We start from the raw sequence: 19,963 nt of genomic DNA, 5'->3' as shown, positions 1-19,963 counted from the left end.
AACGCTAACCAGCGTTAACCAGTCGGGCTTACCTCCCCTGACTAAAGTCAGAGGTTTCTCGCCAAAACATGTGATGAACAAATTGCACGTAATCCCGATAGTTATTCTGGCAAAATGCTGCATCTGATTGGAGAAGTGTTACAAAGCCTGGAAGATGACGGCAACGTCAATCTTAGGGTGGCCATTAACGGTGAAATTGATGATGTCGTCTTAGTGGAATTTGACGACTCCATTCTGCATGGTGCCCGAATCTTGGAAGACGATTTAGTTACTTTCTATGGGACCAGTCTGGGCACGCAAGATTACGAGTCGACGATGGGCGCGACGATCACAGTATCATTGATCGAAGCGGACAAAATTACAGACAGTGGCAAAGCCCCTGACGATTACGGCTACTAAACGATTATTGCCTACACTCGAACATCAATGGCTTGTTTCCGGTATGCAACTGGAGGCAGCCATTTTTTATTTTTGAGTTGATAACACTGGTCAACCTATCAGCACACTCATGCCACCGCCAATTTCCCTAGCACCTGAAAAGCAGCACCCTCAACGCTGGCATTGATTCTCAAACCATGCGCGACCATCCAACTCCCTTAGCTCTCTGGCCGTTTTGGCTAAGTCTTGTTATCAATAGATGTTGATCGTGCGTAAACGCTATTTTTACGCCGAATCGATGATTTGTCATTGATACCCTGCATGTCCGGCGGTATACTCACTTCTAGAAATTTATAAATTTTCTTTAAGAGATCCGTCTCGCTGACAACAGGAAAAGGCTTCTATATCATTATGCTTTGTCATCCTGTTAGCAGCTGCAGTACGAGTCTTCATCCATATCGTTGTGATACATAGCTTCTTGCAGGAGGAAAATATATTGAAAAAGCTCACCACTTTGACCATCCTTGCCACATCGGCTTTGTTACTGGCTGCTTGTGGCAACAATTCATCATCAAAAGACACCAGCAGCTCAAAAGACAACTCGGCGGCGGTTTCACGCAAAAAAGCAAAATCGTCTTCAAAGCAAAAAGCTTCATCTGAATCCCAAGCTAAAGCTGCTTCAGCGTCAAAAGCCAAAGCCGCGTCACAATCCGCCGCCAGTGCCAAAGCACAAGCTGACTCTGAATCTCAAGTCGCCGCTGCCAGTTCCAGTGCTGCTGCCAGTTCCAGTGCCGCTGCTGCCAGTACTCAAGCTGCGGCAAGCGCTCAAGCCTCGGTCAAGCCGTTAACCGATCGGGACTTTGAAACCGTCGAAACGATCATCTGGTCAGCCGATAAGACATTCGATGAAAGTAAAATTGTGCAACAAGATCAGGTCAATAATAAAATGGGTCCCCAAAGTGATGGCTCATTTGTGATCGACACATCCGATGGGGCTCAGAAGCTAAACGTTTATACCGCTATCCCTAAGCCTAATAACCAATACGAAGTCGTTTCTCAACATGGCACTTTCCAGTCTCAAGATTCACTCGCATCCTGGGATAAAGTCACGAAGACCGTGCCAAATCCTTATAAGCAGTAGAGAGAATCAGATGAAACGATTATGTGTGGTATGAGTCCTTGATCAAAGCCATCAGAAGCAAATCGGGTCCACAGAAACGCAAAATGGCGACCAGTTGATGGTCGCCATTTTGCTAGGATCGGGCATTTTAACTGTCCAAACGATATTGCTTTTTAAATTGTTTCTCGGATACAATGTGGTGATTGGTGAGGTCTAGTACGTCCCCGGGGTAACCCAGTACGTACATGTTATAACCGGCAAAGCCACCGCCGGCTGTGCCCACAGCGCCGGTTTTAAGATTTGACCCTAGTGATGGATTTAAGCCGCTCATCAACACGCGTACATGGCCATCTAACCAAACGATATAGTTTTCGTCGAATGCCTTTTTCACCCAATCAGGCTGCTCATTATGCCTGCCAATTGTCCAGACTTCAGCCGCATTCCCCTTGTAAAAAGCTTTCATCGTCACCCCTCCGTCGCGAAACTAACAGAATACAAATTATGGAAAAGCTCAATTAGGTTTAAAAACTCTGATAAAGAAAACAATGCACTTATTATCACGATCTAAGGGCAAGCACGCCAAGCACGACTGCTACGATCGACGCCTATGGTGAAACGCTGAAAGCAATTCCCCCAATTAGTAGCAGAATCTGTGGCCGTGCAACCAAGCATAACCTTATCTTTGACCTGAAATTTTAATTCTGCGGTGAAGTCTGCTCATATCCTGCAGAAATCTCAAGGCCGGGGGCTTGCCTTAGGCAGATAAAGTAGGCGCTCACTCCAGCGAGCATTGTAAGGATAGGAAGCCAGATAGGTACATAGCCGCCAAAAAATGCAGGTACTAGCAAGACCGTAATGCTACCCAAAATACTAATGCTCCAAACTCCGGATGCTAGCCATCGTACTTGTCGTTTTGTCTTGGGAAGCATAGTTTGCCCTCCTATACTTCTCCGCGCTGTATTCTCGCAAGTTGTTCTGGCCCACGCTGAAACTCGATCATTACTCGATCATTAATAGTTGAATTATTTCAATCGCAGGTCGGTAAACTTATTTAACGTTTGAAAGTGCCAGGTACCTAACTTGATGAGCGTCGCTACTTCCATCGCATCACGCCGACTGAATTTGAATTGCGCTAATTGATCTTGGTTTGGCAAAGCCTACAGTCATATCTTCAGGAGTAGAAATTCGTTTCCGGATTTGGCACCATGCTTGGCAAGGAGATAACCGAAGCCTTGAGCAAAAGCCTTAATTTGACGGGGTAGCACGTTATTTCCGTCTTGCAAAGTCAGCACTCTCTCGGTAGAATTGTAACCCTTTTCATCGGTTGCAACAACAGCTTTTTGGACTCGAAAAATAGAGCCCGCAAACATCTTAAGCCTTATCATGTCAATGTTTGAGAGCCTCTATCAATCAAAATTAAGGAGAGTACGAGATTCGAACTCGTGTGCCGGTATTAGCCGGTTCGACGGATTTAGAGTCACATCCTGATGGTTGCTATAAATAACACCTGATGTTAAATTTATGGGAAGTCAGCACCGCTAGCCTTTGTACAAAAAATGACCCCAGCCCTAAAGTTGAGGTCTATTCTTATGCACTAACCTGCCACAATGCAAGCATCACCATAAATAATGCAGTCGTACTCACTAGAATCAACCGTATCTTTAGTGATCACTCGCATGTTAAACACAGCGTCATAGACACCATTGTCTATATCCGCCTTAATGTTTGAAATGATAATATTATATGCTTTGGCATAGCCGTTACCTGCATTAACAATAGACTTTAAGTTCATCGAAGTAGAGTTTGCATAGTACAATGGCTGTAAATATGCAAAACCATCTGGGATTGAGTTAACACTAATGATATACGGGGCGGTCTTAAAGGAAAACTTGGCAGGGCCAACGTTAGCTGGTCTGGGTTGAGGGTGTTCAGGCTGAACATTCGCAGTATTGAGCTGTGTAGAATCAGGCTGGGTAGTGCTTTGCGGGTTAGCTGCCGGTGTCCCAAGTCGGCTGCGTCTGTCTGCTACTTCTTGTGCCGCCTTTTCTTGCGCTTGTCGTTTGGCGTCTTCTTGTTGAGCTAATACCTCTTGCTGGCGTTGTTCCTCTGCTTGCCGGTATGGCTTTAAGTAGTCTATTAGCTTTTGTATATCTGAAACAGGTATTTCCCCGTTTTCACCTTCAACGATTTGTATGAGTGCTCTTGAATCCTCATAGTATAATTGGGCACGATCACCAACCGGCTCTGTGGTATTTGACAGTTTGAACAACTTGTTAGGATATGCCGTGAATGCAATAATCTTACCAGAAGCATCAAGGAATGACTTTTTGTTAGGCAGGTAGACAGCATATTTGTCATTGACAAGGATTGCTCTGGAAGCGGCCTTTAGAAAAAAGCTCTTGTCATAAGGGTTTAATAACCCCATGCGCCATGTAACGCTTTCCCCGCCTCGCCACTGCTTCATCTCATCAGTTTCCGACTGTTCAAGTACCTCTATGACCTTCTTTAAGTCGGCTAGTCGTTCGCCACTCACATTACTGTAAAAGTTCGCATCAAAATTGGCCATCACGCCACCCCCAAACTTCTATGCCAAAAGCTGTCCAAAAATAGCGCTTATCAGTATCACTAAACTGATAATAAACATTATCCATGAAAGAATCCGTAACCACTTCTTACTTGACCTAACATGCTTGTTAACTGCATTGATATATACACAAGCCCCAAAGAAAATTGTGGCGATTGCTCCCCAAAGTATGTCACTCATTAAGTGTATCTGCTATATAAAATGTGGAAGAATGTCTAATGACACTAGTAAAGGTTTATATTTTTCCTTTCTTAGTTGTACATTCAGTATTTTATTCGGTCCCGTTAACACCAGTATGCTTACGTCGGTAGTCACCTTGCAACATTGACTGGCTCTTGAACCTTTAGGACATAGCCTGCCCTTGAGCATATTGAATCAAGTTCTGTACGGCATTCTCGTCACGCTCAAGTTGAGCACCACAGCCGTAACAATGAAACTCGTGATGTTTCGTGCCGTGAAGGACATTACCAGCTAAGGTCAGTTTATCGTCACCAGTTTTCACTAACCCACAACGACTGCAGCGCTGTGTACTAGGGTAGAACCGATCAACTATCATCAGCTGGCGGCCATACCATTGCGCCTTGTCCTTCATCAGCACTTTGAAACGTCCAAACAACGAGCGATGTAAATTCTTCGCCAGTCGCTTGTTCATCTTCATATGCTTGACATCCAAGTCTTCAATGGCAAGCGTGCCGTTGGCTTTCACCAACATCGTCGTAAACTTCTGCAAGAGGTCACTTTGAATTCGCGTCACTTTCTGATAGGTCCGCTGCAACTTGGTTTTCGTTGCGCGGTAATTGTTAGAACGAAAGTGCTTAGGATTCGCTAGACGTTTGCGGGCCAGCCGCCGCTGGTACAAGGACACGCGGTGATATAAACTGACCAGTTGCTCGGTCAATCCGCGAATTGCAGACATTGCTTCACCATCGTTATAGACGAATTGACCAATGTTGGCATCAACGCCACATACGTGTTGGCTTGCCGGTAACGGCTCAGGCTGACTGACATCGATACTTAGGCAAACATAATAGCCATCCGCCTCTTTGACAACAGCGGCAAGTTTAACAGTTCCTTGCCAACGTGGTTTCTCAGCCAAGCGGATATCATACCATCGATCACGATAGCCATGCGGTTTATCCAACCGCAGCTTACCATTAACGATGATTGCTCGATCAGTCTTAAAGCTGCAGCGGCTGCGCTTCTTTGACTTAAACCGCGGCTTGCGATGTTCTGGCATTTCCGGGTTAAAGAAGTTTGCCCAAGCCTGAGCTAAATCATGCACTGCTAATTGCAAGATCCGTGCAGAACGACGGTATTGCCAGTCTGCTTTGTTGTTAACTAACTCATTGCGGACTTGACGTTCGTTCGGCCGCGCCGTCTTATCTGCCAAAACGACTGACGCGTCATACAGCTCATTCCACGTGGCAAGTGCTTGATTGTAACAATAGCGGCGATAATCGCATGCGTGCTCCAATACGCGGCGCATCGTCGCGTTCGGGTAGCACCGGATCTTGTGCGTTCTCAACATGTTTTCACCTCCAACTTGCTTATAGATATCATAGCAAATTAAGATAAGGAGACCCTGTCGAGACATGATGAAAACCGTCATCATCTGTCCATGCATCAGTCAGCGATTTTTCACGAGTTTATCATTTCGCAGCACTTGGTCATCCTGCCTTCCACTTGATTACCGCAGAACGACTAATTACTACAAATTAACACAATATTCTACGTTATTAATTACTGTTAATAACCTCCCTATCTGATGATCTACGTCAAGTGTACCATCAATTAGCCCAATCAAAAGCCTTAAAGAAGGCCCCAGCCCTAAAGGTTGAGGTCTATTAGTTTGCGTGCGTGTGCCGTAAGCTTAGCCGCCTTTGACACCTAAAGCGACATAGCGGATACCCGTGTACGACTGATCCCGTGCCCATACAATCCCGCCACAACTGACAAAAAGCCGCCCCTTCACGCTTTCCGGCTAGTCTAGGGTGGCTATTATGTCGTTATTTATATATCGACATATTATTTCAGCAGCGGCCATTTTAGTATGCGCGGTTATTTCTTCTTTTGATAGGCGGGGATTAAAAAAACACACTCGTGATCGCGGGTGTGTTTTTGTCCATGAAAATCGATTAGTTATTGCTTTGTCCGTCCCAAGACCAAATCACATTTCCGCCTGTATCCAGCGCAATGGAAAGTGCATCAGCATTGTTGACTGCATCGCCGAATAGCCCAACATAGTTATGTGTCTGTCCGGGATCAATCACAACATCACCAGCATCAATGATTGCTTGTGGCGGTGTCGTCATCTCACTGCCATTTACAACAAGCATAATGGATTCGGGAGAAATTGTAATTGGATGGTCGGTGGTATTCGTAAATGCAAAGCTGCTAAATTGGCTAGCAGGCGTAACTTTTATGTTTGGGTTATTGTTTACCCCTATAGGATCTGAAGTATCTGAGGAAGAAGCACTTTCGCTAGGATCACTGGACGGTTGGGCTTGCTCATTACTGGTCGCTGATGATGGTGTGTTCATCGCAATGAGCTTTTTGTCCGTGAGATTTTTGGATGTAACCCCGCCCTGCTTGTATGCAAGATAACTGTAGGCTAGCTTGTAATCGGAGTTGAGGTAACAAAACGCGCCTGCATCTACAAAATTCTGATTGTTAAAATCTGAAAACAACTCGACAACGTTTCGAGTCTGGTTGGGCTTAATCGTAATTGTCTTTGCCTTATCGGAAGTGATTGGGTCCCCATTTTGGACAATTTCTAGCCACACAACTTTAGACTCATCCAGCTTTACAGTCTTGTTTGATTTATTTGTAACTTGCATATCTACAGTAAATGGAGAGGGAGCATTCTTTAACTGTCCAGATTCGGCTTTGCTTGTATCAGAAAAGGCCTGAAATGCAAACGTAACCTTATCTCTATCAGCTTTAGTCAACTGATGGTAATAGACAGTCTTTGATGTAATTTTGACCGACTCTTTTTTCTTCTCCTGTGATGACGCCACAGCTGAACTTTTGGCTGCCCGTGACTGTTGCAGCTTATCCGCGTTACTGGTACGATGTGCAGCGCATCCTGTTAATGCAAAAATTGTTGCCACTAATAACACTATCTTTTTCAATGACGTATCTCCTAATTTTTAATAGTTGCATACTGGGTGAGGGTAATAGTGACAGATTCAGGCGGAAAATCGAATGTTGTATCGTGAAGAATACCACTTATTTTTTTGCTAAACACACCTGAAACTTTCTGAACATCCATTGATGCGTCGTGAAATATAACATTGTCAGGGTAGGCATCAGTTGATAATCCGTTTACCCACTTAATATTGACACCATCATTCTCTGTGTCCCAAAATCTTGTATAATTGTCTGATTGAGAAGATAGCATGTTTGACAACTCACCAGATGCATTCAGCTGGTCAATGTGTGCTCTAGAATTGGTACCAACAAATAGTGACCCATATCCATTCTTTTTACCGCCAAATACAAAATAACCCGTATCCTTGGCGTTGCCCTTGTCCCCTATTTTGCATATAAATATCTTCCCCTCAACAGCATGTGCCGTATCTGTACCGATGGTCTTATACCATACAGCACCGACTAACACCAATAAAAAGATAATGCAGTATGCAATATACTTTCTGTTATTCCTGTTTTTGATTGCCATGTAAATATTTTCTATTTTGCTCACTCTGCACACGCTTCCCAAATTATCTAATGCACCATTCGTGTCATACTTGATAGTCTCTATGCCAGTGTAGTTAGTGACTATTTCCCCGATATATCAAGAAAAATACTCGTTTATTCACCCATCACACCCCCAAGAAATTGATATGTTAGCGCATTCCAAACATAATGATACCACGTCTATATCCACATGTGTGGATATAGTCACTCAGTTGGGGCCTTTCACTACCTATAGCGTGTTGTGTGCGCTGGTTTGGTTTACTCATTATTTTCAATTAACTATTGACGTCTAAGCCGTTTTCCCTGTTTCATTGATCTGAACACGTTTGTGAATTTGATCGTCATAACACACATATCTGTTAATGACGTTACGAAGCTGAGTCAACGCAAGATCAAATCTGCTGATCCCATGCAAAAAAGCTGCGCAGGCACATCCCCTCTCGGGTCAACACCTGCACAGCTCTTATTATTTAAGGAGAGTACGAGATTCGAACTCGTGCGCCGGTATTAGCCGGTTCGACGGATTTCGAGTTGTAATCTGACGGTTTGGATGACGCCGGTTTATTGATTTAGCGGCATTCTTGATGCGATTGAAACGATTGAATTCGGCTGAATTTGGATGAAGTGGTACTGAATTGGCACGCGAATATACTTGGTTGGTCGTCACTGGTTGGCGGCCTTTTTAATGCGTAGCTTGCCATAGATTTAATCCTTCCAAGGCAAGCGACATCAAAGGCTGGTATTTGAGTAAGAATGCGGTGTATTTTGTAAAGGTCTCTTTAATTCTACCTGAACGCGTATCGTCAACTAAGCTGCTCTTAGTCGTTTGATCTGATTTTTGAACTTCAATGGATTCAATCTTTGAAATCAGCGCAATTATTTCTTGAGATGGATCGTTAATATTGATTGTTGCGTAATCACCGAGCGTGTTTACAGGAGCACCGCCGTTATTGGTGATGTTCACAGTAGTCTGTTTTGCAAGCTTGGGTTCTTCAAATTCGCCGGTAGCTTCCCAAATATATCCTTTATTGGTGACCGTAACTTTTGCAGGTTCTTCAAAAGTCACATCGAGGTTGTAATCTGTCTCGAGACTGCCGTTTGAAACCAATCCGGATGCTTTCATGAAGCGTAATGCGTGCACTTCATCTTTCGTAAGAGATCGAGTCACTTCTCCGTCATCAATTTCATGCATCAGACGAATTCCGGTTAATCGTACAAGAAATCGGTTACCTTTGTCTGACAACACTGGATAACTGTCCGGATCGATAAAAGGGGCCCCACTCTTGGTAATAATCACCTTCGATCCGGAAATCAACCCTTGATCAACAAATAAGTTGAATCTTTTGCCCTCTTTACTGGGAATTCCTCCCTCATTTAATCGCTTTTTTTTAACATAAAGTAACAGTTCTTCATCTGAAATCAATTTTGTTCACTCTCCGTTTCAAATTGTTCCTCTAATTTACGGTAGTTTGGCTTGTGGGACATATCGGGATGCAAGGTAAAAACAACCGTAGAAAATTTTTCTTTGAATCCAAGTATACGTTTCTTGGCTACATGCATTCCAAACATTATCTTAGACGGGAATTGTTCTTCTGAAGAAAAAATATCAAAACAAGTCTGACTATGAGCCTTGAACACACCGTAACCATTCTCTGGAACATTTGCTTGAATTGCCATTCCATTTTTACTGTATGCAACAATACGATTCCCTGACAACCCATTCACCACGTTCATGTTTGCTTGAACTAGGAACTGGTAATCAATCTTGCGAGTTTTGGGATCGACAAATCCCAAATCAAAGAAACCGACATCATGCGGAGACGTATTAATTATCACGAATGTGAAGTGATACGTACCTTCATCATTCACTATTGTTCTACCATCTTCTAAGATGATAAAGTCAATCCATTCACCAGCACAAGTTACGTAGGATGTTAGTGAGATTCTATTTGATCGAAAAACTAACCATGAGAGAAACAAGGACAGCGCGGATATTATTAAGGGTATATTATTCAAAAAGTTTTGAAAGAATTTCATGATTAATCCTATTCTCTCGTTGCGTCTTGATAGAGCTTAGCCAGTCTTGATATTCTTTCGGAGTCGGTCGGATCAGTCAGTCCGTATAGCGAGTCAACATATTTATCTGTACGTTGGTGAATTTTTCTTAGGCTTTCCGGCATGTAATCAGGGTTATACAGATCCGCTAACGAATCGCCATTCTTTTCAAATTCTCGGCGACTAGCAAGTATTAAGTCCCCGTATTTTTCAAGATATTGGTTCTGTTTTTCGGTTAACAGCGGCAACACCATAGTATTGTATACCATTGTGTTAGAGTACCGGAAATCAGCCTTCAGTCGACCACCAACCGTCTTTAACCAAGCAACATGCATCTTAGAGCTTAGTAGTGCGAGCAACCCCGTCGTTGCATCTATTACTTGATATGTTTCCTCGGAAGCGATTGTATTTGAATCGCCAAATCCTATTGGAAGATACTCACGTCGTCCGGAAGAAACTCTCGGCAAGATGAGTATATTTGAGTGCGCATAAGTATCCTTTTGCCAGGTAGTGGGGAAATTTGATAAGCGAGTTGTATCCTTTCCACCCTGAGACTTCCGAAAAGTCGAAACCTCGTGAATCTTCTTGGTTATAATCGGAATTTTTAAAATGCTAATAGGCGCATCGTTCAAATACAGAATATAACGATCCAGGTGGTTCAGAATTTCTTTTGCACCAACGAATTTTTTAATGAATGGCAGCAACTCGGGCTGCTTGTTTACGATATCATCTCGTTCTGCCTTAGAAAGAATATAGAATCCGCCGTCTTTGGGTGAGCTTCCTATTTTCATAGGTGGTAAGTCACTTATTTGCTTTGAACGTGCCTTCAGTTTTATAGGCTGTCCAGGCACAAGATATTCGTTGATTACCTTTGCATTTTTCTCAACCGGATCCGAAGTGAGTGTATCATATGTGAAAAGCTTGGCGTTTTCGATATTCCTTGCAAGTCCAACAATGACTACATATACATTTGCTCCATTGTTATCCCATGCAAAAGTTTGATGTGCAAATTTGATTTTAATACCCTCATCAAGAATCGCAGAAAGAAGTGTTCGAGCCTGTATTCCTTGTGCTAATGAATTTGTCGACACCATACCGGACTGAGTTTGCTGATGAATCTTCATGTACTCGCTGGTCTTAATGTACCAGCCAGCAACAAAGTCAAGCGATTTGATTCCTTTGATACCAGATCCGACTTTTTCGAGCTGAGTCTTCTGCGCATCGGATAACAGCTTAGACCCAAGAAATGGAGGATTTCCAAAAATATAATCAAATTCTGGAGTAACTTTAGGCGAGTTTATTTCTTGCCAATCAGTGGTCAAGGCATTAGCCTCAATTACATTCGCACCCGCATGTAGCGGAATACGCCGAACCAGCTCACCAAACAATTCGCTTGCCTCAACGTTCATCAAATGATCCATCAACCACATGCCAACCCGTGCGATAGAGACAGCATAGGGTTGTATTTCAATGCCATAAAATTGGCTTACTTCAACTTTGATATTTGTAGAAACAAAATCATAGGGCATCTGAAAGCCGCGTTGAAATTCATCTTTCATCAACGTATCGAGGATTTCATGTTCTAATCGGCGCAATTCTCGATAGGCGACAATCAAAAAATTACCTGAGCCACACGCAGGATCAAGAAACTTCAAACCTAATATTTTTGCATGAAGACGACTCAACGCCTTCGTTCTCGCTCCGCCCGCGTATGCTGTATGCCGTGCAACATCCAATTCGTGGCGCAGATCATTCATGAACAGTGAATCAATTACCTTGAGGATATTCTTCTCCGAGGTAAAGTGTGCGCCTAGGTCATGTCGTTTCTCTGGATCCAATGCGCCCTCAAACATTGAGCCAAAGATAACCGGACTAATAACTGACCAGTCTTGATGCGAGGCATCAATCAACGATTGACGAACGTCTGCGTTAAATGTAAGTCCTAAATCAGTTGTGAATTTAGCAATGTCTAACGCAAACAAACCACCATTGATGTATCCAAACTCACGCTTCTGGCCAATCCAATCGTGGTCGCTAGTATTAAGCTGGCGGAACAATACCGTCAACTTCGATAGCAAATCGCTACCATCTTCGGCTGTGTTCTCTAAAAATTCCTGAAAGACACCGTTACGTTCAAAGATGCTGGTATCGTCAGCAAAGAGGCAGAAAACAATTCGAGTCATCAGCAGACTAGCCGCGTTAGGCTGAACTCCAACATCCAAGATATGCCTGTAAATTGTTGAGATTTTACCAGCGGCTTTTGCATTGACGACAGCTTGGTCTTCTTGCAGCTTCTGTTCATAGCCAAGCAGGAATGAGAACTCATCAATGTCTTTGACAAAGTCTTGCAGTGTCGTCGTCCAAACATCCTTCGTCGCTGGATCACGTAAATAAAAGTGTTCAAAATCACACGCCAAAATGTACTTGGGCTTGTTCGCATCGTCGAGCGCGTATGCATAGCGGGCTGCTTGTTCGTATCCAGCATTAGGATTGTCGACAATCTTCACGCCTTGAGATTCCATTTCAATAATCAGCAGTTTTGGTAGTAGCGAGTCAATCCGCTTATCGTGTCCGTCAATTTTTACTCGCCATTCATATCCAGCACGACTAACAGAACGTGAGATTCCAAAAACCTCATAAAAATCGGCCATAAATTCACGATCATGCTGCCGTTCGGTCACATGTCCCTGTTCCACTAAGGGAAGCCAGTTCTTTTGAAACGTTAGTGCCCGCTGTAATAATGCATTCTTTTCCATTTTCCATACCCCAATACTCTGGTTTGATATTGCTGATGAACTGTCTGCGCAAAAAAGCCAGCGAATGCTCAAGATGGTTTTACCATCTCTCCTAATCCCTGGCCTCAAGCGTCTGCCAAACAGGGACGCCGTAATCGTAAGTTTATGACGTTGGTGCCGTCAATCAAATTAAGCTAGATTTTATGCCATGCTCGCTGGGCCAATCGTCAGGTTGAGCGGACGACCCAGCGCATTGGCAAGCTTGGTTAACGTATCGATGGAAGTGTTGTTACCATTTTCAATACGAACGATTGTTGTCTTAGGAACACCGGACTTGTCCGCCAGCTTCTGTTGGGATAAACCAGCTTCCTCGCGCGCTTCGAGCAGCGCCATTGCACTTGCCATTTTGTTTTTTTCTTCATTGTAGACTTCACGGTACGAGGAATCTTTCATCATTTCCGCGAAGTAGGCGTCGAGATCACCGGTGTGTTCCATCGTGAATTCGTGCATGTCTTTACTCATTTGTCGTCTTCCTCCTTGTAGGTTTGATAGAACTCAGCTCGTAGGTCGATTGCATGATCAATTTCTCGCTGTGGCGTCTTGTTTGTCTTCTTCGAGAAGCCGTGGGTGATGACATAATCACTGCCAGATACGTGAAAATACAAACCGCGCTGATAGGTTTTTCCTTGCCGCGAACGCAACTCATATAAATTGGTTGTGAGTTTCTTGACCAGCAACCGTTGAGCTGCTTCTTGTAAGCCAAGTTCTTCCGTAGTATGGATGGCTAACTGTAATTTTGCTCGTTCCTTGAGGGGCAGCGAATCAAGAAATTCAATGAATTCCATGTGGCCGTTCGGCCGCTTGTAAGGTCTAAACTTTGGGTTTTCCATAATTAGATTGTACCATATATTGAACCGATTAACAAATATGTGACCGCGTTATAGCAAATCAGATTATATACTGGAAATCTCAAGAATGCTATTTTTGACTGTCGATGATCGATTCACGAGTTTCCTTTTCCATCTTGTCGAGGTACTCGGTCACATAGCGCCGATCAAGCAAGTGCGCGACGTCACGGAAATGGTCGTTAGTCCACATGTACATCTGAATGATTTGATCTAGAGTAGCACGCTCCAGCTTCTCATCTCCGGCTTTGCGGGCCAGTTCTGCCTCCGCAAACATCTTTTGAACCATTTCGACGTGATCGACCAAACCGTTAACGGAATGGTCTTGGTGTTCAAGCTTCTCTGACTGCCAGCTGCGCCAGTCGGCATCGTTGAGATACAAGTCGTTAGGCGTCACTTGCAACGCCTCACACAGCTGCATAATCGCTTTAGCAGACGGTGCCGAAATTGCCCGCTCAAACTTAGACACGCTTTGCTCAATGCTACCCATTGCATCAGCAAGGTCTTTTTGCGTCATGCCGCGTTCCATACGAATACGCTTAATATTTCTAGCGAGCTTCTTGTCGATACCTTCTTCACTTTTTCCGAACATGAGTTGATTTCTCCTTTTTGTAGCCTTACTTGAAGCTTAATGAAACCCATTGAAAGTGTCAAGGAATAATTAAGCGAAACCTGTTTGTAACTTACCTAAAAAGGTTGATAAGTTTCTTGGAGGATGGTATGATTCAGCCATAGCAGATTATAAACCCATACCTGTTAAATTCAAACCAAAAGAGGTGATTATATGTTAGTCGATAAGAAGATGCTCATGCAGCTAGGATTTTCCGGTTACAAAGCCGGACAGATTATCCATCAATGCAAGCTAAACCTGGTTGCAGACGGTCATTGCTTCTATGCAAACCGCAAGTGCGGCCAAGTCCCACTCCACGCCATCGTCAGTCTGTTAGGCTTCAATCCATTTGAAGATCTGGCAATGGTCACGTAACACCACGCCGCCGCGCGCGGCGTGCAGCGCGAAAGCCGCTAGCGCGAGCGGCGGCGGTCGGCGTTAGCCGGCCGCCCAAGCCCCCGTATTCTAACAGGGGGGCACAAAATGACAACAACAATCCGAAACGAGGCAGAAAACACAGGCGATTCACCGCTATGCACGGCAATCGGCTGTTCGCAGACGGCGAAATCAGAGCACACGAGGTGAGCAATGGACAAAACAATGATGAATGGCCGTGATCATACTGGACACGGCTGGTTGGTGGAATTTCGCCAACAGATGACTGATGCCGGTATCAGTCAAACGCAACTTGCGGCGCAATTAGGCATGACGCGCTCCTATGTCAATCGGCTGTTAAATGGACGCGCTACGTTAACCGAAGAAATGCAACGACGCCTAGGCCACGCGCTCCTTGGCCTGACCAATCGTGATTCGATGTTTATCTTAGTCGATTACGTGCGGGTGCGGTTCAATACGCAAGACGCCGAGTATGTGTTCAAGAAGCTGTTGCCAATGAACAGGGACTTCTTTTCCTTAACTGAAAAGGCATTTTATGGGTTCGACTACACGATTCAGCGTGGCGATATTTCAATCATGAGTACCCGCGTGGGCGGCCCGAATGCCTATCTGGGAACAATGATTGAGATGCACGGCTCTGGTTGCCGTCAATTAGAAGCAGTGCTTGTCCGAGATGGGCTGACTTGGTTCGACTTTTTTCAGGCCTGCGATGACCTAACTGGAATCTACAAACGGGTTGACTTCGCCATCAATGATACCGTCGGGATTATCGACATTCCCCACCTGATTCAAAAAGTCGAAAAAGAAGAACTAGTGAGCTTGTTCAAGAGTAAAGGCGCAATCGAAACCATTAAGAAAGGCCGCGTCGGAAAAACCGTTCAATTCGGTTCACCACAAAGTTTGGTGCAAATGATTGGCTATCAAAAGGACATCGAGCAATATTTCAAAAACAAAATCGACTATCCAGAGGATTCTCCAATCCTCAACCGGTTTGAAGTCCGACTTCGCGACCAGCGTGCTCAAAAAGCCATGAAGGAACTGCTGGCCTGCCAAGACGCCGAAACGGTCGTCTTCGGGATCATTAACCATTACTTGCGGGTCGTAACGCCACAAGGCTCAAAGAAATTAGCCGATTGTCCACTAGATCCAGACTGGCAAACTTTTATCGGCGATAACCGTAATCGCTTGAAACTAGCAATGCGGCCAGAACCAATCACGATGGACAGCGTGCTGAACTGGCTGACCAAGCAAGTCGCGCCCAGTCTGAAAATGGTTCAGCAAGTAGATTCACTCAATGGTACTGACATGATCGCGGATATGATTAACGAGGCTGAATTATCGCCGCAACAGAAGACGTTACTCAAGGAGGTATTTGAACAAGCGCAACATGAAGACGAAAAAAAACAAAGCAACGAATGAACGTGATTGCACGCACCCGATACTTTGCCCTAGACAAGCCAAGTATATCATGGTCAACGACCAAAGCAAGCGTGCCTTCAATTATTTGGAGGTATGAAATGAGCATTACCCAAGCACCTAATGGCACCTATGTTGTCAGTGTCTCCTTTGGCACTGATCCTGTCACTGGCAAGCGCCGCCGCAAGAAGAAGCAAGGCATTCATTCAATGGCGGCTGCCCGCGAAGTTGAAAAGGAGATGATGCGCACTAGCGTCGACCGACTGTTCAACCAAGAAACCGTCACCTTCGACGAATTGTTCGAGCGTTACGTGAACCGCGTTAAGATCCACATTAAGCCGTCCTACTTGCAGTCACAGCGCGCCGTGTACAAGCGCTATATCCAGACGTTCTTCGTCAATGCCGATATTAAGCGCCTCACCAGCGAGCATATCCGTGACTTTCAAGAATGGCTCACCGAAGAACGCGATTTGAGCAATAACACCAACAACAAGACCTTGATTGAGTTGAAGCTGATCCTAGATGTTGCCGTTGAGGAGAAAGTGATTGTCGAAAATCCTTGTATTGGTGTGAAGAAGCTTAAAATTGAACGCAAGAAAATGGAGTTCTACACGCCAGATGAATTTCACGCGTTTACCAAGTTAATTCATCTGCCGGAAGAATTCGACTGGTACGTGTTGTTCTCGTTGCTGTTCTTCTCTGGCCTGCGGGTCGGCGAACTTTGCGCGTTAGACTGGTCGGATCTCGACTTCAAACGCAAAGAGCTGACTGTCAGCAAATCTGTGTTCCGACGCGGCGGCGTGGATATCATTACGCCACCAAAGTCTAAGGCCAGCAACCGCCGCATCAGCCTCAACCAAGGCATGATCGCCTTGCTCCTGCAATGGCGTGAACAGCAACAAGAACTCTTTAAGCACGACTTAGCCCTTGACTGGAGCGAAGATACGCCGATGTTCCAAGCAACGCTGATACGCCGCAACAAGCACACGATCCGCATGCGCTACAAACGTATCTGCAAGCGTGATCCCACGATGAAGCAGATTCGGATTCACGATTTCCGGCACTCACACGTCGCCTTGCTGATCGATCAAGAAACAGAGTACACGATCATAAAGGAACGACTGGGGCATGCCAGCATCGTCACAACGATTGACACTTATGGGCATCTTTTCCCAAACAAGCAACGTGAAACGGCCGATGCCCTCGATAAATTCTTCTAAAAGAAAGGTTTGATCACATGAAATTTCGAACACGTTTGCCGCCAAAACCGGCGGTCTGATTTTTCGAACTGGTACTGCACTGGTACTGGAAGGCCGATTTCGACCCAAACAAGCGTTTGAAAGCAACAAAAAACCGCAACCTCGAAAGGCTGCGGAACGCTGATATATCAACGTTTATGAAGGAGAGTACGAGATTCGAACTCGTGCGCCGGTATTAGCCGGTTCGACGGATTTCGAGTCCGTTGCATTACCACTCTGCCAACTCTCCATGTGGTATCGTACTATTTCAGCACAAAAACTAGTATAGCAAAAAATCCGCTTCCTGCCTAGTGTTTTCTGGCATATTTGGACTTTCAATCCGTCGAACCGGCTTAGACCGGCGCACGCGTTTGAGTCGCAGTAACCAGCCAGAAATAGCACGTTTTTGTCACCTCTAAGACAACATTTTGCAAGGTTGAGAACGGCTGGAGAACTAGTCTCACAAGGGCTTGAGCTCCTACCTCGGAAGCTTTTTGTAGGCCTGATATGCAACATTTCGCAGTTTTTCCTCCAGCTTGTCTCCGCTGGCTCAGTCTTTTAGACCTGCGTTCATAAGAGCTAGAGCGTTATTTATATCTGCGCTATCTGCATCTCCATAAACATCTAGTGTCATTTGAGCACTCCTGTGGCCTGCCAGCTTAGCAACAATCACGGGGCTAACGTGTTGCTTGTTCAACATATATGAGATGAAACCGCCTCGTAAGTCATGGTAGCGACTGTTTTTAGTGAGAACGCCTTGTGCTAACAGCTTTGGCCGCATTTGCCTCCAACAGTGCCCGAAAACGTCCATATCATAGATACCACCGTCGCTAGGCCGTAACCACACCATGGGATAGCGTGTCCCTGTGGCCTGATCAGGCCACAAGGACAACCGCTTTGGAAGTGTGGCTCTATACTCGCGTAGTGCTTCAACAAGTTTGTCGGGGATGCCAACTATTCTGTGTGTGCCGTTTTTAGTACCCTTTTTGACTGTGCGAACTCGCTTGCCAGTCTCATCATGATACCAAATAAGAGTGTGGCGAACATGTAAGGTAGCATGCTCTAGGTCTATATCAGTCCACATGAGCCCCATGACTTCCTCGCGACGTAACCCACATAACAGTGTAACCAGCATCCCCGCCTTAAACATGGGTGGGAGCTGTTCAATAGCCTCTAACACTCTGTCATATTGACTGGCCGTGATTACAGTTTTCTCTCTGTACTCTTTTTGGCGTCCGTCCACCTGTCTACAAGGGTTGAATCCCTTTGGCACAACGTGAGCAGATTGAGCCAGCCGAAAAACTTTGGAAATAGCATGTAAATAGTGGTTTAATGTGTTGTTTGATACACCGCGAGTAGCTTTAATATCATCTAACAATTTGTCAACACACTCTGGAGTTATCGAGTCAATAGGCCTGTTTGCAAAGGCTAGGAAGTCACGGTCAACAACTCGGATACGCGAGCGATATTGTGTGTCCACGCTCTGTAGTGACCCAACTTGCTTGTGAGAAACGGCTGAGCCAGATAACGAGACTTCCTGTTTGAGTTGGGTAAAGAACTGCCCGTCATTTGCGGGGATGTCACCCTGTGAGGTGTAGTCCTTGAAAGTCGGGGATGAACTCACCTTCTGCAAAGCTTTGGCATGTACAACGGGTTCGTGAACGGCTCTGTAAGCTTGTTCCTGCTCTTGCATCCACTCTGAGTACAACTGGCGAGCTTCCTTGTCTGTCTTGTTCTTAACTGTCTTTTGCTTGCGCCATGGCGTTGTTAGATTTGAGCCTAGGCAACACTTAAACACATACACCTCTTTCTTTGTCTTTTGAATCCCAGTTGAAACGGCTTTAGTGTGAATTTTTTCCATGATGATGACCTCCTAAAGGCCAACACCTACAGCTCGCATTGTAGAGAATGCAACGGACTAAATCAAGCTGAAATGGTCCAAAGGGTACACACAAAGGATGTATCCTTGAAGCTTTTAACTGGTGGTTAAAAGCTTTATATAATGGGATTATCGTGAATCGCGATAATTCGACACCGTATTTTCACTTGCTATTAGGATAGGACACAATAGGTTGGAAGAGTGTCAAAAAGTTGCATAGTTGTGACCTGAAACCTGAGCCAGCCAATGGAGAGGTGTTTTGTACCGTCCCTTTGAGCAAGGGTGTCCAGTGTGTGGACTACCTTTCAAAAGCCCCGAAACAGGGCAAGCCTGTCAAACTGCGAGAGCTGAGTTGTGTTTTGGCTGGAGCATTAACTGACCTTAAAATTCGCTGGCGTGTGCGTGAGGCTCTTTGTCGCGATCGCGACAAAAGCCCCCGCCTTTGTTAGGAGATAACCATATATACAACGGGGAACAATTTCTCTCTAACTCCCTTTAAATAGTTACAACTGCAAAGGCTGAGCCCGTGAAATGAAGGGACTAGCCAGCAGTAGAAAAAGTTATTGTGTAAAGTAGTCTCAGTTTAGGCTAAAATCTGCGCCCTACAACTTTTTCCGCTTTGGGAAAAGCTTGATACGACGGGGTTTTCCCACAATGGGAATATAAGAATTTGCGACCCCTAACTATAGTCTGTGACTATGTGAATCCCCATTTATAGGCGTTATCTATAAATGATAGTCAAGATAGGTCAAAAGTTGCATTTATACATATTATCCGTGAAGTGACAATATTGGTATGCGCGGTTACTGTCTTCAATGACGGGGCGGGGATGAAAAAAAGCACTCTCGCGATCGCGAGGGCGCTTTTGAATGGGTCTAGAATTTTTGGTGTTGGTAGTAATCAACACTGGAGATGCTAGACCCTTTTTAGATAACAAAAAGACACCTG

18 protein-coding genes and 1 tRNA gene are annotated in these 19,963 nt (G+C 44.8%); 5 read left to right on the top strand and 14 right to left on the bottom strand.

Annotation, left to right across the window (positions count from 1 at the left end):
- The first annotated feature begins 114 nt into the window (after positions 1-114).
- Both EKM91_RS13985 and EKM91_RS13980 read left to right on the top strand, forming a co-directional pair.
- A complete protein-coding gene (locus EKM91_RS13985) occupies positions 115-399 on the top strand; it encodes a hypothetical protein (protein ID WP_164508589.1) in 285 nt (94 codons plus the stop codon).
- A gap of 475 nt (positions 400-874) precedes the next feature.
- A complete protein-coding gene (locus EKM91_RS13980; RefSeq protein ID WP_164508588.1) occupies positions 875-1,519 on the top strand; it encodes a hypothetical protein in 645 nt (214 codons plus the stop codon).
- 127 nt (positions 1,520-1,646) lie between these two features.
- On the opposite strand, the gene EKM91_RS12680 is transcribed toward EKM91_RS13980, so the two are convergent.
- The 11 genes from EKM91_RS12680 to EKM91_RS12630 form a co-directional block, all read right to left on the bottom strand.
- Positions 1,647-1,961 carry a hypothetical protein gene (locus EKM91_RS12680; protein WP_125754271.1) on the bottom strand — a complete coding sequence of 105 codons (315 nt, stop codon included), beginning with the start codon at positions 1,959-1,961 and terminating at the stop codon, positions 1,647-1,649.
- Between the two features lie 1,131 nt (positions 1,962-3,092).
- Complete coding sequence (locus EKM91_RS12675; protein WP_125754270.1) at positions 3,093-4,064, bottom strand: CDK-activating kinase assembly factor MAT1; 972 nt, start codon at positions 4,062-4,064, stop codon at positions 3,093-3,095.
- 361 nt (positions 4,065-4,425) lie between these two features.
- Positions 4,426-5,610 (bottom strand): RNA-guided endonuclease InsQ/TnpB family protein, encoded by a 1,185-nt coding sequence (locus EKM91_RS12670; RefSeq protein WP_125754269.1) that lies wholly within the window; start codon positions 5,608-5,610, stop codon positions 4,426-4,428.
- A 607-nt stretch (positions 5,611-6,217) separates the two neighbouring features.
- Positions 6,218-7,213: a hypothetical protein gene (locus tag EKM91_RS12665; RefSeq protein WP_125754268.1), complete on the bottom strand. Its 996-nt coding sequence runs from the start codon at positions 7,211-7,213 to the stop codon at positions 6,218-6,220.
- Between the two features lie 11 nt (positions 7,214-7,224).
- Complete coding sequence (locus tag EKM91_RS12660) at positions 7,225-7,785, bottom strand: hypothetical protein (protein WP_125754267.1); 561 nt, start codon at positions 7,783-7,785, stop codon at positions 7,225-7,227.
- 678 nt (positions 7,786-8,463) lie between these two features.
- Positions 8,464-9,204, bottom strand: a complete 741-nt coding sequence (locus EKM91_RS12655; protein WP_125706708.1) for a hypothetical protein — start codon at positions 9,202-9,204, stop codon at positions 8,464-8,466.
- Positions 9,201-9,650, bottom strand: coding sequence for a hypothetical protein (locus EKM91_RS12650; protein ID WP_125706709.1), 450 nt, complete (start codon positions 9,648-9,650; stop codon positions 9,201-9,203). The genes EKM91_RS12655 and EKM91_RS12650 overlap by 4 nt, the downstream gene beginning before the upstream one ends.
- A 176-nt stretch (positions 9,651-9,826) precedes the next feature.
- Entirely contained in the window at positions 9,827-12,592 is a 2,766-nt protein-coding gene (locus EKM91_RS12645; protein ID WP_125706710.1) for a DNA methyltransferase, read from the bottom strand.
- A gap of 180 nt (positions 12,593-12,772) precedes the next feature.
- Entirely contained in the window at positions 12,773-13,093 is a 321-nt protein-coding gene (locus EKM91_RS12640) for a helix-turn-helix transcriptional regulator (RefSeq protein WP_021354119.1), read from the bottom strand.
- Entirely contained in the window at positions 13,090-13,461 is a 372-nt protein-coding gene (locus tag EKM91_RS12635; protein WP_125706711.1) for a type II toxin-antitoxin system RelE/ParE family toxin, read from the bottom strand. Before EKM91_RS12635 ends, EKM91_RS12640 begins: the two co-directional genes overlap by 4 nt.
- An 88-nt stretch (positions 13,462-13,549) precedes the next feature.
- Complete coding sequence (locus EKM91_RS12630; protein ID WP_021354117.1) at positions 13,550-14,068, bottom strand: helix-turn-helix domain-containing protein; 519 nt, start codon at positions 14,066-14,068, stop codon at positions 13,550-13,552.
- Positions 14,069-14,260: 192 nt separating this feature from the next.
- Here EKM91_RS12630 and EKM91_RS12625 point away from each other — a divergent pair, with 192 nt between their 5' ends.
- The 3 genes from EKM91_RS12625 (at position 14,261) to EKM91_RS12615 (ending at position 17,118) form a co-directional block, all read left to right on the top strand.
- Positions 14,261-14,461, top strand: a complete 201-nt coding sequence (locus EKM91_RS12625; protein WP_060417025.1) for a DUF3173 family protein — start codon at positions 14,261-14,263, stop codon at positions 14,459-14,461.
- Between the two features lie 213 nt (positions 14,462-14,674).
- Positions 14,675-15,901: a replication initiation factor domain-containing protein gene (locus EKM91_RS12620; protein WP_125706712.1), complete on the top strand. Its 1,227-nt coding sequence runs from the start codon at positions 14,675-14,677 to the stop codon at positions 15,899-15,901.
- A 98-nt stretch (positions 15,902-15,999) separates the two neighbouring features.
- Positions 16,000-17,118: a tyrosine-type recombinase/integrase gene (locus EKM91_RS12615; protein WP_164508587.1), complete on the top strand. Its 1,119-nt coding sequence runs from the start codon at positions 16,000-16,002 to the stop codon at positions 17,116-17,118.
- 180 nt (positions 17,119-17,298) lie between these two features.
- Here the strand turns inward: EKM91_RS12615 and EKM91_RS12610 are convergent.
- The 3 genes from EKM91_RS12610 to EKM91_RS14125 all read right to left on the bottom strand — a co-directional run.
- Positions 17,299-17,386: transfer RNA gene (locus EKM91_RS12610), tRNA-Ser, on the bottom strand.
- Positions 17,387-17,686: 300 nt separating this feature from the next.
- On the bottom strand, positions 17,687-18,997 hold the full coding sequence (locus EKM91_RS12605) for a tyrosine-type recombinase/integrase (protein WP_125754265.1): 1,311 nt from the start codon (positions 18,995-18,997) through the stop codon (positions 17,687-17,689).
- A 766-nt stretch (positions 18,998-19,763) separates the two neighbouring features.
- The coding region (locus EKM91_RS14125) for a hypothetical protein (protein ID WP_225419530.1) at positions 19,764-19,963 on the bottom strand (200 nt) is incomplete at its 5' end.

This window comes from Lacticaseibacillus baoqingensis (assembly GCF_003946165.1).
GTDB lineage: Bacteria > Bacillota > Bacilli > Lactobacillales > Lactobacillaceae > Lacticaseibacillus > Lacticaseibacillus baoqingensis.
This window is presented reverse-complemented; position numbering and strand designations above follow the sequence as displayed.

What these genes read in the sequence shown, in the direction of transcription:
- EKM91_RS12645 (WP_125706710.1), bottom strand. Translation starts at nt 12,592, where the DNA reads ATGGAAAAGAATGCATTATTACAGCGGGCACTAACGTTTCAAAAGAAC.
- EKM91_RS12615 (WP_164508587.1), top strand. Translation starts at nt 16,000, where the DNA reads ATGAGCATTACCCAAGCACCTAATGGCACCTATGTTGTCAGTGTCTCC.
- EKM91_RS12675 (WP_125754270.1), bottom strand. Translation starts at nt 4,064, where the DNA reads ATGGCCAATTTTGATGCGAACTTTTACAGTAATGTGAGTGGCGAACGA.
- EKM91_RS12620 (WP_125706712.1), top strand. Translation starts at nt 14,675, where the DNA reads ATGGACAAAACAATGATGAATGGCCGTGATCATACTGGACACGGCTGG.
- EKM91_RS12630 (WP_021354117.1), bottom strand. Translation starts at nt 14,068, where the DNA reads ATGTTCGGAAAAAGTGAAGAAGGTATCGACAAGAAGCTCGCTAGAAAT.
- EKM91_RS12670 (WP_125754269.1), bottom strand. Translation starts at nt 5,610, where the DNA reads ATGTTGAGAACGCACAAGATCCGGTGCTACCCGAACGCGACGATGCGC.
- EKM91_RS12605 (WP_125754265.1), bottom strand. Translation starts at nt 18,997, where the DNA reads ATGGAAAAAATTCACACTAAAGCCGTTTCAACTGGGATTCAAAAGACA.
- EKM91_RS12640 (WP_021354119.1), bottom strand. Translation starts at nt 13,093, where the DNA reads ATGAGTAAAGACATGCACGAATTCACGATGGAACACACCGGTGATCTC.
- EKM91_RS13985 (WP_164508589.1), top strand. Translation starts at nt 115, where the DNA reads ATGCTGCATCTGATTGGAGAAGTGTTACAAAGCCTGGAAGATGACGGC.
- EKM91_RS12680 (WP_125754271.1), bottom strand. Translation starts at nt 1,961, where the DNA reads ATGAAAGCTTTTTACAAGGGGAATGCGGCTGAAGTCTGGACAATTGGC.
- EKM91_RS12635 (WP_125706711.1), bottom strand. Translation starts at nt 13,461, where the DNA reads ATGGAAAACCCAAAGTTTAGACCTTACAAGCGGCCGAACGGCCACATG.
- EKM91_RS12625 (WP_060417025.1), top strand. Translation starts at nt 14,261, where the DNA reads ATGTTAGTCGATAAGAAGATGCTCATGCAGCTAGGATTTTCCGGTTAC.